The following is a 16,035-nucleotide window of genomic DNA, read 5'->3' as shown; positions in this document are numbered from 1 at the left end:
AATAAAATAAGAAAAATGGTGAATTTTGTAGAAAATTATAACTTTATTATAGATTTATTTGGATATATTTACAATCACTATGCGTAAATTCCTGATAAGTTTCGCTGACAATCAGTGGGGGAAGGCCCCCACTGATGGAAGTCTCACTTTCATTAGGCAGATGATTCGTTTTATTCCATGAGATTTGGTAATATCTATGATTAGAGAAGATAAGTAAACGATATTGTCGTCAGTTACATGAAGGAGGAACAACCATGATTGAATTAAAATCAGAACAACAGTTAAATACAGACTTTGCAAATGACCATGTAATTTTGCTATTTTCCGCTGACTGGTGTCCGGATTGTCGTTATCTGGAGCCATTCATGCCAGAGCTGGAAGAAAAATATGAGAAGGACTTTATTTTTGTTTATGTCAATCGGGATGAATTTATCGACTTATGTGCCACTTACAATGTTTTTGGCATTCCAAGCTTTGTTGCCCTTGAGGATGGAAAGGTCGTTGACGACTTTGTAAGTAAGAATCGTAAAACAAAAGAAGAAGTGGAAGAGTTTCTGGAAGGTGTAAAGGAAAAAATGAAAGGAACCAGAGCTCAATAAACTAAGGAAACAGGTATTAGAAAAAGGTTGCTTATCTGAAAGCAGCCTTTTTCATTGTACTGCAGGAAATTAGGAGAAAGCTGATTTGCGGTTAAGAAGTCAGGAGAGGTATATCCGGCTCAGGGCTTGGACTATTTCCTGTCACACATGTTTCATGGTAAAATAAACGTTGGTTTGATTTTGTACGAATAAAAGATGACAGAAGCGAGCTGAGGCAGATTCAGATTTGTGTTTGCTTTAGGAGGATTAAATATGAAAATGACCAGTCTTAAAATGAAAAAGAAGCTTGAGGAAATATTCGCAAATCCTGAGTGGAATACTTCCTTTGATCGTGATAAAGATTTGTTCCGTGTTGAGTGGAAGGATAACAAAATGGGGGTGAATATCTCACTACCAGGGGTTATATCAAAATGGGAAGCGAAAAAAGATCAGGCCCTGGATGAGCTGTCCGGTCACATCCATGAGGCGTTACGAATTATGCATGAAGAACAGGATTTACAGGGGAAGGAAAAGAACATATTTCCTGTGATTCGTTCCGCTTCCTTCCCGACTGAAACCAAGAGTGGAAAAGCCATGATCTACGAGGAGCACACAGCAGAAACACGAATTTATTATGCATTGGATCTTGGTAAGTCCTATCGGCTGATTGATGAGGATTTAATGGAGACGGAAAATTGGTCAGCGGATCGCCTGAAGGAAATAGCAAGATTCAACCTTCGTTCACTTTCAACGGATTATAAAAAAGATGAGGTTGCCGGAAACACGTTTTATTTTATTGCAACTAACGATGGATACGATGCCAGTCGGATCCTGAATGAAGCCTTTCTTGAAGAAATGAAAGCAACTTCCAAAGGAGAATTGGCATTAGCTGTTCCGCACCAGGATGTGTTTATTTTAGCCGATATTCAAAATCCCACAGGCTATGATGTACTGGCACAAATGACAATGAAGTTTTTCACAGAAGGTCATATTCCGATTACTTCTTTATCATTTTTATATGAAGATAAGAAGCTCGAGCCGATATTTATTATGGCGAAAAATAAAAAGAAGGATGACCAATCTGGAAAGGAGTAATAAATGATGCAAATTTTTTATAATAAACAGGGTATTGGCGATGTACTTATGATTTCATTTAAGCCGGCAGGACTGAATCATCAGTTTTCCAAACATGGTGATGTTGTGAAAATTTATCAGCAAGAAACTAGTGAAGTTCTTGGTTATAATATTTTTCAGGCATCTCAATATATCACAATTGATGAACAGGGCTCTTTATCCGTCACACAGGAATGGGTGGATCAAATTCATGAGATTTTCCAAAATAATTCATTAGAGGATAAATTAGATGTGGATTTGTCTCCAAAGTTTGTCGTTGGATATGTGAAAGAAAAGCAGCCGCACAAAAATGCGGACAAACTTAGTGTCTGTCAGGTAGACGTTGGTGGCGAGGAATTGCAGATTGTTTGCGGGGCACCAAACGTTGATCAGGGTCAAAAAGTGGTTGTGGCCAAGCCTGGAGCAGTTATGCCTGGTGGGATGCTTATTAAAGAAACGGAATTAAGAGGAGTTCCATCTTCTGGTATGATATGCTCGGCAAAAGAACTGGAACTGCCTGATGCACCAAAAGAAAAAGGAATTCTGGTACTGGATAACGACTACAAAACCGGAGAACCATTTGAGTTTTAAGAAAAAACCGCTGCCAAGCGGTTTTTTTGTTAAATAAATATCTTTATTTCCCAATAAGGGTTATCGATTTCTATAAGTATCAAGTATAATGAATGATAGAATATCTATAAAGAATGTGAAACTATGAAAGAAAGAGTGATACATCAATGTTAGATCGATTGAAAAAATGGCTGAAGGAAATCTTTGCAGAGGATACCACAGCCACAGAATCAGATATGTCAGAAAATCGATTGCCTCATCAGGATATACATTCATCACCTTCATCATCTCAATCTGTAAGAACGAAAATGTCGTTCCAATATCCGGAGCAGACTTCTATTCAAATTCCGACGATTCCGGAACACTCTGGCCGGTCACCACGAAAGGAGAACCGGTCTGTACGAAAGCGGATGGATGAGAAGGAAGATAAGAATCACGAATTATATGAAACTCAGAATTATGAAACACCAAAAAAAGTACAGGAAAATTTCAGGGCTAATTTTCAGCCAACCGATGTACCATCACCGATTTATGGATTTCAAAAACGCAAATCAGAAGATACAAATGATCAGATAAATGAAATTCCGGCATACAAAAGAAGGAATGAAACAAATTATGAAAATGTTCATGAATTAAAAGCAGAGAAAAATAAGCATCGTTCTGATCATACGGATTTGAAAGAAGAAAAGGCTTCGGATAAGCAGTCGCCGCAGGGAACGTCAAATTCGGAAATACATAAAAATATAATTCCGTTTCAAGCCAGAAAAGATAGAGAAACGACAAGTTTAACAGATACAGAAGATGGACCAGGTACCAGACAGGAACAAAACAGGGAGGAACAACCCTGGGAACATACACGAAAACCTGAGGAAAAGAAAGAAGACATTGCACGAAAAGAAGAATCCGGTTCTTTTCAGTTCACTTCAAGACCAAAGTCAGCAAGGCCCTTTAATGTAATGATGACACCGAGTGACAAAAGAAATCTTCAGCGGCATCAGCAGAAGGAAGAGCAACAGGAAGAGCAACAGCATCAGGAGGAAGTGCAAGGTCCAGGGGCTCCTCCGCTCCATCTGTTAAATGATCTCCCAGTCAAAGCAGCTGATGATACAGAATGGCTGGAAAGTCAGCAGAAAAAGCTTGAAACGACTTTAAACCAGTTTAAAGTCAGGGCACAGGTCACGAATGTTAAAAAAGGACCTTCTGTTACGAGATTTGAAGTACAGCCCGATGTTGGCGTGAAAGTAAATAAGTTCACCAACTTAACCGATGATATTAAGCTGAACCTGGCTGCTCAGGATATTCGAATGGAAGCTCCAATCCCCGGGAAAAGTGCAATTGGAATTGAAGTCCCCAATCAACAGCCTAAGATGGTCAGTATGCTGGAAATTTTGCAGGATGACACTTTTCAGAATCATTCATCCCATTTAGCCGTTGGTTTGGGACAGGATATCGAAGGAGAGGCTGTAGTTACAGACCTGAAAAAAATGCCCCATGGTTTGATTGCCGGCGCTACTGGTTCGGGTAAAAGTGTATGTATTAATACTGTGCTGGTAAGCTTACTTTATAAAGCATCTTATGAGGATGTGAAATTTCTTCTCATTGATCCAAAAGTGGTTGAATTAGCACCTTATAACGATTTACCTCATCTTGTTGCACCGGTTATAACCGATGTAAAAGCAGCTACTGCCTCCCTGAAGTGGGCTGTGTCAGAGATGGAGGATCGGTATGAGAAGTTTGCTGCAGAAGGTGTACGTGATATTGACCGCTTTAATGAAAAAATAAAAAAAGACGATCGGCAATCAGAAAAAATGCCTTATATTATTATAGTCATCGACGAGCTCGCTGATTTAATGATGGTTTCACCACAGGATGTGGAGGATTCGATAAGTCGTATTGCACAAAAAGCAAGGGCGTGCGGAATTCACTTGCTTCTTGCAACACAGCGACCCTCTGTAGATGTTATTACAGGTTTGATTAAAGCAAATATTCCAACCCGTATTGCCTTTAGTGTATCCTCTCAGGTTGATTCGCGGACCATTATAGATTTAAGCGGTGCGGAAAAGCTATTAGGAAAAGGGGACATGCTTTTCCTGCCAAATGGATCAGGAAAAACGAGACGTATTCAAGGTGCCTTTGTTTCTGATGAAGAGGTGGAAAGAGTAACAAGTTATGTGAAAAAACAGGCATCCCCACAGTATTTGTTTGATCAGGAAGATTTAATACAGCACCACTCCCTGGAAGAGCATGAGGATGATCTGTTAAATGAAGCGATTGAATTGGTCGTGGAAGAAGGTCGCGCAAGCACATCCTTGTTACAGCGAAAAATGAGTATTGGATATAACCGGGCAGCACGAATGATCGATCGCATGGAAGAAATCGGTTTAATCTCCGCTCAGAATGGAAGCAAACCGAGAGAAGTATTGATGAACCAGGAGCAGGCTCAGGAAATGTTTTTAAATAAATAGACATATAGAAGCCCCCTGCTTATTCCCTGAGCCGGTTTGTGGTATAATAGTCGGGATGATGAAACCGATTAAGATAACAACCATATTTCGTGATAAAGAGGGATTTTATATGAAGGAAATCACACGTAAATTAAATGGGGAAATCAAAAGATTAACAAACAAAACCTTTAAATTCGATGAACGAGTCGGAGAAGGCTGGTTTTCAGCAGTATACTTTTTAAAAACGAGAGATATTGTCCAAAATGAAATGCCCGAGAACAGGGTTACCATGCAGTTTTTCCAAAAGCAGCATGCAGTTTTATGTGGAACGGATGAGGCCATTGCTCTTATACATACCTTTGCGGAAAATCCGGAAGAACTCGAAATCTATTCTTTGAAAGATGGCGATAAAATCAGCCCATTTGAAACAGTCATGACAATTTCAGGTCCATATCAGAGCTTTGGCTATCTGGAAGGAATCATTGATGGAATTCTAGCCAGAAGAACTTCCGTAGCTACGAATGTTTATAATGTTGTGAAAGCAGCAAGAACCTCAGGAAAACAAAAGCCTGTCATTTTTATGGGGGACCGTGATGATCATTATACGCAACAGGCCGGTGATGGCTACTCAGCGTATATTGGCGGTTCTACTGCACAGGCTACTCACGCCATGAATGAATGGTGGGGAAAAGAAGGGATGGGCACGATGCCACATGCACTCATTCAATTATTTAATGGGGATATTGTAAAAGCAACCTATGCTTATCAGAAGACCTTCCCGGATGATGAACTGATGGCTCTTGTTGACTATAATAATGACGTCATTACGGATGCCCTTAAAGTGGCCAGAGAATTTGGTGATGAACTTAAAGGTGTCCGGGTTGATACATCAGGAAATATGGTGGACCAGTACTTCTTCCGTAACTCAGATGTCATGGGAACCTTTGATCCAAGAGGTGTAAACCCCGAGTTGATTTTCGCCCTGAGAAGAGCTTTAGATGATGAAGGATTTAATCATGTAAAGATTATGGCTACAGGCGGATTTACACAAGATAAAATCACTAAATTTGAAGAAGCAAACGTACCTGTTGATATGTATGGAGTCGGCCGGAGCTTATTAAAAATGAAAATCGGATTTACCGGTGACAGCGTCATGTTAAACGGAGAACCAGAAGCAAAAGAGGGACGAAAGCTTCAGTACAACCCACGTTTGGAAAAAGTTGAATATATTCCACAGGACGAGTCATAATTTTTATTACGCATAAACTGGCCGTAAAACCCCCACTTCAGGTGGTGTCGAGAGTACCCCAACAAGACTAAGTGGGGGATAAACGGCCAGTAAATTCCTGATAAGTTCAACTAACCATCAGTGGATGGAGATATCCCCGACTGATGGAAGTTTCTCTTTATACGAACCCTTGTCTAATAAATAGAGATAAGGGTTTTTTCGTTCAAATGGTTTTACAGTCTGGATAGAAATCATACATTCACTCTCAGATTGGAATCTGTTATACTTTTAGAGGAGCTTAGGATCTTTTGTAACATGAATTTGGATTGTTACGATATAAATGAATAGCAAGTGAATAGGCAGATACATATAGTAAATTAGAATGACGTATGTGGAGGTTCAATTTATGACAACATACCACTTCATTGGTATAAAAGGAACAGGAATGAGTGCTTTAGCACAGATCCTTCATGATACAGGAGAGAATGTGCAGGGCTCAGACGTTGACAAACGTTTTTTTACTCAGGAAGCTTTAGAAAAGCGGAACATTGAAATTATGACATTTTCAGAGAATAATATTCATGAAGGCCTAACAATAATAGCTGGAAATGCGTTTTCGGATGATCATGAGGAAATTCAAAAAGCTAAAGAATTAGATTTACCTTTTTATCGTTACCATAATTTTTTAGGAGAATGGCTGAATAGTTATGTGAGTATTGCGGTAACCGGATCCCATGGCAAAACATCAACCACAGGGCTCCTGGCCCATGTACTGCAGCATGTTGAGCCTACATCTTATTTGATTGGGGACGGTTCCGGATCAGGTCATAAAGATAGTAAATACTTTGCTTTTGAAGCCTGCGAATACAGAAGACACTTTTTGTCTTATGAACCTGACTATGCAATCATGACGAATATCGACTTTGACCATCCGGATTATTTCACCAGTATAGATGATGTATTTGACGCCTTTCAGGAAATGGCGATGAAGGTTAAAAAAGGGATTATTGCCTGCGGAGACGATGAGGAACTTCAGCATATACAGCCAAAAGTTCCTGTTGTTTATTATGGACTTTCGGAAGGCAATGATTTTCAGGCGAAAAGTGTGGAAGAAACAGAAAATGGAACAAAATTTGATGTGTTTGTCCGTAACACTTTTTATGATACCTTTGAAATTCCCACTTATGGAACGCATAATGTTTTAAATGCACTATCAGTAATTGCTTTATGTCATTATGAAGATATTTCCTCTGAAAGAATTAAAGCAATAAAGACCTTTAAAGGTGTAAAAAGAAGATTTACGGAAAAGGAATGGAAGCATAAGCAGATATTAATCGATGACTATGCTCATCATCCAAAGGAGATTGAAGCGACCATCGATGCTGCACGAAAGAAATATCCTGATAAAAAAATTGTGGCCATCTTTCAGCCTCATACGTTTACAAGAACGAAAACATTTTTACAGGAGTTTGCGGACGCATTGGAACTTGCCGACTATGTATATTTGTGTGATATATTTGGTTCAGCACGGGAAAAGTCGGGCAATTTAACCATTAATGATTTACAGGCGAAAGTTAGTGAGAGTTCCATTCTGAATCTGGAAAATACAGATGGATTAGCCGACCATGAAAACAGCGTATTGATTTTCATGGGGGCCGGAGATGTTCAGAAATACCAGGGGAAATACGAAAATGTTTAAACAGGGAAGCTGCTCTTAAGGAAAAAATTTAAGAGCAGCTTTTTATCACGCATTAACTGGCCGTATTTCAAGACTTGAACGTAACCCAACAAGACTTAAGTGGGGGATAAACGGCTAGTAAATTCCTGATAAGTTCAACCACTAGTCATAAATCTTTAGTGAATTGTATATAATGGTAGGTAGGAATTTTGCTAATGTTTGACGAAATATTTATTGAGGTATAGATTAGATGTATAAGGAATCATTGGTAAATGAAGTTACATTTCCCAATTAACTTCCAAATAGTGAAAATACATAGTAAGGAGCTGTGCGGTAAGATGGAAATCCTACTTTATATTGCTGTACTAATAGCAGCGGTTGCTTTTGCTGTATTAGTCATTTATCTGGCGGGAACATTGAAAGAGACAAGAAGAACCTTGCACAATGTGGCAAATACGCTGGAGGGACTTGAACAGCAGATGCAGGGTATAACAACCGAGACGACAGCATTATTAAACAAAACGAATCAACTGGCTGAAGATGTTCAGGAAAAATCAAAAAAACTGAACAATTTAGTGGAAGGGATTCAGGGTGTTGGGGATTCCGTAAAACAATTTAATGGTTCATTGCAGAAGATATCAGACGAGATTGTAAAGGAATCTGAGGAGCATAAGCAAACAGCAGCCCAGACAGTTAAATGGGGACAAGCCATTTTAGACTTATGGAAAAGATATAAAAAATAAAGTCTATTGCTAAAATCTGAGGAGGTATGATTCATATGAGTAATCAGGAAGAAAACCAGAACATTAACAGTAAGGACTTTTTACTTGGAACATTAATTGGAGGAATTGTTGGCGCGTCTGTTGCATTATTATATGCCCCGAAGCCAGGGAAGGAATTGCGCCAGGATTTAAACGAGGGAGCAAGTATGGTAAGAGATCGTGCAGGAGAATGGAAGGATGCCGCTTATGAAAAAAGCTCTGAGTGGCGCCAGTTGGCACAGGAGAAGTCAGGTGAATTCTCCACAACACTTACGGATCGTACAAAAGATTTAACCGACCGTGTCCGAAACACAAAAGATCAAATTCAGGACAAGGTAACTGATTTCAGGAGTCAGAAAAATGCAGATGAAACCCTCGCCGATACAATAGAAGAAGCGGCCGACGCTATCGAAGAGGATACTAAAGAATAGAAAGGGAGGGCAGATGGTATGGAAATTTTGGAGGATAACAGGGACTTTCAAGAGGTTCTGCAAAAACAGGACCGTTTTTTCCTTCTTAAACATAGTCTTACGTGTCCAATCAGTGCTGAGGCTAAACAGCAATTTGAAGCATTTTCTGAGACGACTGAACTTCCTTTATATATATTACATGTGCAGGAAGCAAGGCCATTATCAAATGAAATTGCAGATACTTATGGAATAAAGCATGAATCTCCCCAGGCGCTGTATTTTAATCAAAATCAGGTGGTCTGGGATGCATCTCACTGGGATGTTACAAGAGAAGCTCTGACGGAAGCGGAAACTAAATATGCAAATAAAAAAGAGCCAAATTCATAATTTGGCTCTTTATCTTTTTGTATAACTTTCAATCCATTGAATTCGAACCTCATCATGGGGGGATAGCTGATCTGTAAAACTGGCTTCCTGATCGTTAATGTACAGCTTGAATTGTTTTCCCTTTACATTCGTGACATCAATGTCGATATAACGGAAAATATCCTGAAAAATAAAGGGTTCAGGTGTAAATTCCTTCATTGTTAAATGGTCACCGGCTGTTACCATACTGCTATCCTGCAGTTTTTCAGCATCTTTGAAGAATTCCCGTTTCTTTTTTTGTAACAGAATGGTTTTTGCATCAAAAGTAATCGGAATTTCTTCGTGCATCGTTAAATCTAATTTAATTAAAAGCTCTTTTAACGGGAGTTCCTCAGTTAACTCAATGGAAACATCATCTCCATCATGGAGCGTAGAAGTCGGGGTTGCCTTTTGACCGTTAATAAATAAAGTACAAACCTGTTCATCCGTCATATGTAATTGACCATTGATATAAACAGTAAAAGGAGTATTTTTATCTGTATATTCCATTTGATGAATGCTCTTCAGAAACTCACCCAGCGTCTCAACCCTCTGAATATCAATAGAATCCCCATCGTTAACGATGTAATCATGGTCTGCTTTCTTACCATTTAGGATAATCTCGGGATGGATTTTATAAGGCTGATTCTGAAAGGAAATGTTTTGGGTGCTGTATCCTTCTGTTAACTCCTTAATGCTTATTTCCGGTGATTTTCCGTCGTTTCCAGCTTCAACTGTCAGTTCATCTCCATGTTTGATCGGACTGTTTACATCCGCATGTTCATGATTCCGTTTAATCAAAGGCGGTTCTCCAAGAGTTCCCGGAATGGAAAGCTGTCGACCATTAACTTTTACCATAAGAGCCATTCCGGGTTTTCCATGAATTTTATTTACTCTGATCCCGGCAGCCAGCAGACAGTCTCCCACAGTCAGTTCTTTAAGATCAAACAGACGAACATTTCGTTCATTCACTTTAACGCTGATATACTGTATAGGAGATTGCTTGGCTGCAATGGCAATACCGATCGGCGTTACAAAGGAGGGACCTTTAATGAGATCATGTTCTTTTTTAAGGTTCTGTATGGCATCCGTCCCTCTCACGGCTACACGATTCTCCGGAAGCTTCAGATGATGAGCAATTCGTGATGTCAGTTCAGGGGTCAAACTTCCTCCCCCTACGAGCATAACAGCTTGTGGTGACTTATGGTTCAGAGTGAAAATTTCTTCACAAATGGAATTAGCTAAATGATTGATGGTATCTGAAATCCGCTCGACCAGTTCCTGATCATGAATTTCTGTCTCCATTCCTAAAATATCTTCTGCAACTGCTTTTTGGTGTTCAGTTATTTGGCGTTTCACTTCCTCCGCCTGTGGAAAATCAAGTAAATAAGCCTGGCTGATCGCATCGGTAATCTCGTCTCCGGCAATAGGAACCATGCCATAACCAGTAACAGTCCCATGGTTAGTAATGGCAATATCACTTGTTCCAGCACCCACATCAACGAGAGCAACATTTAATCGTCTCATAGAAGGAGGGATTAAAACATTGATGGCTGCAATGGGTTCAAGTGTTAATGCATCCATTTCCAAGTTGGCTCGTTGAAGGGCAGAAATTAAAGATTCGACGACTACTTCCGGGAGAAAAGTCGCAATGATTTTAACCTTGGCTGTGGTTCCCTGCTGATCAATTAAAGACCCAATTTCATCCCCGTCCAGTTGATAATGGAGAACGGAATATCCCACACAGTAATATTGGGTGGTTTCTTCCCCCTGTTCTGCTAATTCATACTGGGCCTGCTGAACGGCGCTTAATTCGAGATGGGAAACGTCATTATTCGTCAGGATGGGGTGCTGACGCAAATCTGTTTCAATCTCTGTCTGCTGTGTTTTTAATGCTCTTCCTGCAGCTGCCACACAGACCTTTTTAATGATTCCGTGCTTCTCTTCCAGCTTTTCCTTTACACTGTTGATGACATTGGAGACGGCAACAATATCATGGATTTGACCGTCCAGCATCGATCTTTTCTGATGCTCCTCCGTTACAATATCGATCACTTCAAAATGGTTCTCTTCCTTCTCCAGAATCATACCGACCACAGAGCGTGTCCCGATATCAAATGCAAAAATTCTCTCTCCCATAATAACCGTTCCTTTCCTTACTCTCTGGAAGCAAATATGTATAAAAATGCAAATTAATTATAAAAAATTCAAAAAACGGTGATGACAATCTCAAAAACATTCGTTATAATAATGCCTAATTATTTATATTCTATTTTAACAAAAAACCACCGAACTTGCGTATTTAAAGTAAAGAATGGGGGATTAATTATGAGTAATGAACAGTTGGACCAATTAAGAAACGAATTGGATAAGGTGAATCTGGATCTTTTGTCACTCATCAACAAGCGGGGAGAGCTTGTTCAGCAAATTGGTGAAGTCAAGGAAAAACACGGAATGAACCGTTTTGATCCAGTACGTGAACGGGAAATGCTTAACCATATATTACAGGAACATGATGGTCCTTTTGAATATTCAACAGTTGAGCATTTATTTAAAGAAATCTTTAAAATGGCTCTTGAACTCCAGGAAGATGACCATAGTAAGGCGCTCCTTGTGTCCAGGAAGAAAAAACCTGAGGATACCATTATTAACATCAAGGGTCAACATATTGGTAACGGTGAATTACAATATATTATGGGTCCATGTTCGGTTGAAAGCTACGAGCAAGTGGCAGAAGTCGCGGAAGCCGTTAAAAAGCAGGGTCTGTCATTGCTGAGAGGTGGAGCGTTTAAACCAAGAACCTCTCCTTACGATTTCCAGGGTTTAGGGATTGAAGGATTAAAGATTTTGAAGCAGGTTGCCGATGAATATGACTTAGCCGTAGTCAGTGAAATTGTAAATCCTGCCGATATTGAAACGGCCTGTGATTACGTTGACGTTATCCAGCTTGGGGCAAGAAACATGCAAAATTTTGAGCTGTTAAAGGCAGCAGGATCTGTGAATAAACCTGTATTACTAAAAAGAGGTTTAGCTGCACAAATTTCTGAGTTTATTAATGCGGCGGAATATATTATCTCCCAGGGCAATGAAAATATTATCCTTTGTGAACGCGGGATTCGAACCTATGAAAAGGCTACACGTAATACGCTGGACATCTCAGCCGTCCCTATTCTGAAAAAAGAAACCCACTTACCTGTATTTGTGGATGTCACTCATTCAACAGGTCGTCGTGATTTGCTTCTGCCAGCGGCTAAGGCAGCTGTAGCCATTGGAGCAGATGGAGTCATGGCCGAGGTTCATCCCGATCCAGCGGTGGCATTATCTGATTCTCAGCAGCAAATGGATATCCCTACATTCGAATCGTTTATGTCAGAATTGAAGAAAATGGAACAACGTTAATATACAATTCCTGATAAGTTCAACTAACTATCAGTGGGGGATGGAGAACCCCCCCACTGGAAGTTTCACTTTATCTGGATTTATTAAGAACCCTTCATTCTTAAATAAGAGAGTGAAGGGTTTTTATGCTGTTACACAATACTTTTTATGGTGCAAAGAGAATGTTTATGGAAAATTTTTGACAAAATAGATGATAAATAGGCATCTTTGTCCTTTCTTCATTGCTTGAAGCTTTAATCTGTCGTATGATATCTATATAATAAATGAGTATCGGTATTTTTAAGGAGGATAAATGAAATGAATGTGACGATATACGATGTAGCAAGAGAAGCGAATGTATCAATGGCTACAGTTTCCAGAGTTGTGAACGGGAACCCGAACGTAAAACCAGCAACAAGAACAAAGGTGTTAAATGCCATTGAAAGTTTAGGGTATCGTCCTAATGCGGTAGCACGTGGACTGGCAAGTAAAAAGACAACAACAGTTGGTGTCATAATTCCGGATATCTCAAGTATTTTCTTTGCTGAACTAGCCAGAGGAATAGAAGATATTGCTACGATGTATAAATATAATATTATATTAAGCAATTCAGACCAGAATAAAAATAAAGAACTCCATCTGATTAACACAATGCTGGGGAAACAGGTAGATGGAATTGTCTTTATGGGTGGAGATATTACGGAGGATCATATTAAAGAATTTCAATCAGCACCTGTCCCTGTAGTTTTGGCTGCAACCATTGATCCAACAAATACGGTTCCTTCTGTAAATATAAACTATGAGCAGGCCGCATTTGAAGCCATTTCCAGACTGATTGAAAATGGAAATCGGAGCATCGGTTTTGTATCTGGACCATTAGATACGGCGATGAACAATCAGAAAATGGAAGGCTATAAACGCGCATTACAAAAGGGTGGCCTTGAGGTAGACGAAGACCTTATTTTCCGGGGAGATTATACATATCAATCAGGTCATGATGGCTTTACCAAGCTTATAGAGCAGGACAAGCAGCCATCTGCTGTGTTTGTTGCTTCGGATGAAATGGCTCTGGGTGTAGTACATGGAGCTCAGGACAAAGGATTTAAAGTTCCGGATGATATAGAGGTTGTCGGCTTTGATAATACACGGCTTGCCACGATGGTTCGTCCAACCCTATCCACGGTTATTCAGCCGATGTATGATATTGGTGCAGTTTCTATGAGATTATTAACGAAATTTATGAACGAGGAAACTGTAGATGAACAAAATGTAATTCTTCCTCATCGATTGATTGAAAGAAACTCAACAAAATAAAAAAAATGCCGATAAAGAATATAAGAGAAGTTTTTGATTAGGGAGAGAATGATTTTATGAAGCGTAAGGATATTTTAACACCCATCGGTATTTTTTTAGGCCTGACAATGGTTCTTTTCGGTATATATACAAATGGAGGGATTGGAGGAGTCTCCTCATTTGTACAGGCGTCTTCAATACTTGTAGTATTAGGAGGTCTTTTAGGAGCCATTCTTATTAATTTCAGTTTGAAGGATTTGAAGCTGACACTAAGAGTATTTAAGGAAGCCTTTAACAATGAGAGCTATGATTTAAAAGAGTTAATCCGTTTATTTGTCGGTTTATCGGAAAAAGCCAGAAGAGAAGGTTTACTGGCACTTGAAAATGAAGTGGATAAAGTAGAAGATCCATATATTCGAAAAGGTGTGCTGTTAGCGATAGATGGATCTGAACCAGAAGTAATTAATGATATTATGAATGCAGAAATTGTTGCCATGGAAGAGCGGCATCAGCGGGGAAGAGCTATATTTCAAAAGGCGGGTGAGTATGCACCTGCCTGGGGAATGATTGGAACTTTAATTGGTCTTGTTTTGATGCTTAATAACTTATCCAATCCGGAAACGATTGGTCCAAGTATGGCTGTCGCATTACTTACGACTTTTTATGGGACTTTACTTGCTAACTTAGTCTTTAATCCATTAGCAGGAAAATTGGAAAATAAAACGGATGAGGAAACCTTTTTAAAGCAGGTAGTCATTGAAGGTGTGATTGGGGTTCAGTCCGGTCAGAATCCGAAAATACTGGAGGAAAAGCTCAGTGCATTCTTATCCAGTGAGGAAAGAAATGATCTTGAGAAGGACGAAGAGGAAGATGTAGAGGAAGAACAGCAATTTGCAGGTGAGTCTGTCAATGGACTATAAAAAATTTCAACGCAGAAAAAAGAACACGGGCCAAGGCAAAAGCAGCTGGTTAAATACCTATGCTGATATGATCACTTTAGTTTTAGTTTTCTTTATATTGCTGTTCTCTATGTCACAAATTGATGTGAAAAAATTTAAAGCTGTGGCTGACTCCTATCGTGAAAGAGCAATCTTTGACCTGCAGCCTTCCATTATCCCTGCAGATCAACCGGCTGAAAATGGTGACGACATGGATAATCAAAGTAATAACGGGGAACTTGAAGATATGCCAGCATCCGAGAAGGAGGATGAACGTGACGCTGGACAATCAGGCGAAAATGAGGATTCGCTTGATAAGGTTTTGAATGAAGTACAAAAATATCTGGAGAATGAAGGATTGACTGACGTCGTTTCTGCCAATCGAACGGACCGCGGGGTTGTATTAATCCTCCAGGAGAATGTTCTGTTTGAAACAGGTGAAGCAGAAATTATAGATGAGGGTAAACCATTTCTGGATAAAATAGGCGTACTGTTAAACCGTATCCCTAATCATGTAAGGGTAGAGGGACACACCGACAGTCGTCCCATTGCCACCTATCGATACCCTTCCAACTGGGAGCTTTCAGGAGCAAGAGCAAGCAGTGTCATTCGGTATATTATTGATCACAATAATGTTAAGCCTAATCGCTTTCAGGCTGTTGGCTATGCCGATACGAGACCGAAAGCAGAAAACACATCTCCTGAGAATTGGCAAAGAAATCGCAGGGTGGAAATGATTATATTGGAGCCAAAAAACAATTCATAACAACACGAAAGACTCAATGACAGGTAAACAGGTCATTGAGTCTTTTTGATAGTCTGGAAAATTATAAATAAGCGATTTGTGGATAAGAAAAACAGGAGAGGCCACGTCCGGCTCCAGCGCCCAGCGACTAGCGAGACTTCCTTCACCTCCGTCCGATAAGTCAACATCGACTCACGCTGTTCGTCGTGTTTCCTTTTCCGCGTGTTAACTGGCTGTAAGACCCCCTGTAAGAAATAAATGGGAGTCAAAAGCCAGTAAACACCCGATTTGTTCAACTAACAATCAGCGGGGGATGAACCCCCACTGATTGAAGTTTCAATTTATCTCCTCCGGCTCAGTCCAGTCCGTACGTCGCTAATAAGAAAAGCGGAGGCGACTGTTCAGGTCATGCGGGATAAGACGAAGTCATGTAGTGGCATGGGTTTGGCCACGGAATGGCTTTGGCTTATATCCGCCTTGACCTAGGAGCCGCA

General features: G+C 39.9%; 14 protein-coding genes. 13 read left to right on the top strand and 1 reads right to left on the bottom strand.

Going from position 1 to position 16,035, the window contains the following annotated elements; all coding sequences use genetic code 11:
• Positions 1-254: 254 nt before the first annotated feature.
• The 9 genes from ACZ5OK_RS12880 to ytxJ all read left to right on the top strand — a co-directional run bounded on the left by ACZ5OK_RS12880 (position 255) and on the right by ytxJ (position 9,169).
• Entirely contained in the window at positions 255-599 is a 345-nt protein-coding gene (locus tag ACZ5OK_RS12880; RefSeq protein ID WP_343837659.1) for a thioredoxin family protein, read from the top strand.
• Positions 600-851: 252 nt separating this feature from the next.
• Entirely contained in the window at positions 852-1,673 is an 822-nt protein-coding gene (locus ACZ5OK_RS12875; RefSeq protein ID WP_343837657.1) for a DUF1444 domain-containing protein, read from the top strand.
• Positions 1,674-1,679: 6 nt separating this feature from the next.
• Complete coding sequence (ytpR, locus tag ACZ5OK_RS12870) at positions 1,680-2,282, top strand: YtpR family tRNA-binding protein (RefSeq protein WP_343837653.1); 603 nt, start codon at positions 1,680-1,682, stop codon at positions 2,280-2,282.
• 146 nt (positions 2,283-2,428) lie between these two features.
• On the top strand, positions 2,429-4,726 hold the full coding sequence (locus tag ACZ5OK_RS12865) for a DNA translocase FtsK (RefSeq protein WP_343837651.1): 2,298 nt from the start codon (positions 2,429-2,431) through the stop codon (positions 4,724-4,726).
• A 109-nt stretch (positions 4,727-4,835) separates the two neighbouring features.
• On the top strand, positions 4,836-5,954 hold the full coding sequence (locus ACZ5OK_RS12860) for a nicotinate phosphoribosyltransferase (RefSeq protein ID WP_343837648.1): 1,119 nt from the start codon (positions 4,836-4,838) through the stop codon (positions 5,952-5,954).
• Between the two features lie 385 nt (positions 5,955-6,339).
• Positions 6,340-7,632 (top strand): UDP-N-acetylmuramate--L-alanine ligase, encoded by a 1,293-nt coding sequence (gene murC / locus ACZ5OK_RS12855; protein ID WP_343837646.1) that lies wholly within the window; start codon positions 6,340-6,342, stop codon positions 7,630-7,632.
• Between the two features lie 317 nt (positions 7,633-7,949).
• On the top strand, positions 7,950-8,354 hold the full coding sequence (locus ACZ5OK_RS12850; RefSeq protein ID WP_343837644.1) for a DUF948 domain-containing protein: 405 nt from the start codon (positions 7,950-7,952) through the stop codon (positions 8,352-8,354).
• Positions 8,355-8,389: 35 nt separating this feature from the next.
• The gene (locus ACZ5OK_RS12845; RefSeq protein ID WP_343837642.1) at positions 8,390-8,803 is read left to right on the top strand and encodes a YtxH domain-containing protein; all 414 of its coding nucleotides are present in this window, start codon (positions 8,390-8,392) and stop codon (positions 8,801-8,803) included.
• Positions 8,804-8,821: 18 nt separating this feature from the next.
• Positions 8,822-9,169: a bacillithiol system redox-active protein YtxJ gene (gene ytxJ / locus ACZ5OK_RS12840; RefSeq protein WP_343837640.1), complete on the top strand. Its 348-nt coding sequence runs from the start codon at positions 8,822-8,824 to the stop codon at positions 9,167-9,169.
• Positions 9,170-9,178: 9 nt separating this feature from the next.
• Here the strand turns inward: ytxJ and ACZ5OK_RS12835 are convergent, their stop codons facing one another.
• Positions 9,179-11,326 (bottom strand): cell division protein FtsA, encoded by a 2,148-nt coding sequence (locus ACZ5OK_RS12835; RefSeq protein ID WP_343837638.1) that lies wholly within the window; start codon positions 11,324-11,326, stop codon positions 9,179-9,181.
• Positions 11,327-11,515: 189 nt separating this feature from the next.
• On the opposite strand from ACZ5OK_RS12835, the gene ACZ5OK_RS12830 reads away from it, so the two are divergent.
• The 4 genes from ACZ5OK_RS12830 to motS all read left to right on the top strand — a co-directional run bounded on the left by ACZ5OK_RS12830 (position 11,516) and on the right by motS (position 15,562).
• A complete protein-coding gene (locus ACZ5OK_RS12830) occupies positions 11,516-12,586 on the top strand; it encodes a bifunctional 3-deoxy-7-phosphoheptulonate synthase/chorismate mutase (protein ID WP_343837636.1) in 1,071 nt (356 codons plus the stop codon).
• 297 nt (positions 12,587-12,883) lie between these two features.
• Entirely contained in the window at positions 12,884-13,879 is a 996-nt protein-coding gene (gene ccpA / locus ACZ5OK_RS12825) for a catabolite control protein A (protein WP_343837634.1), read from the top strand.
• 56 nt (positions 13,880-13,935) lie between these two features.
• A complete protein-coding gene (motP, locus tag ACZ5OK_RS12820) occupies positions 13,936-14,778 on the top strand; it encodes a flagellar motor protein MotP (RefSeq protein ID WP_343837632.1) in 843 nt (280 codons plus the stop codon).
• The gene (gene motS / locus ACZ5OK_RS12815; RefSeq protein ID WP_343837629.1) at positions 14,768-15,562 is read left to right on the top strand and encodes a flagellar motor protein MotS; all 795 of its coding nucleotides are present in this window, start codon (positions 14,768-14,770) and stop codon (positions 15,560-15,562) included. Before motP ends, motS begins: the two co-directional genes overlap by 11 nt.
• The last annotated feature ends 473 nt before the right edge of the window (positions 15,563-16,035 follow it).

Source organism: Salinibacillus aidingensis (genome assembly GCF_055393355.1).
Note: the sequence above shows the minus strand (reverse complement) of the source record. Positions and strands in the feature narration are given on the sequence as shown.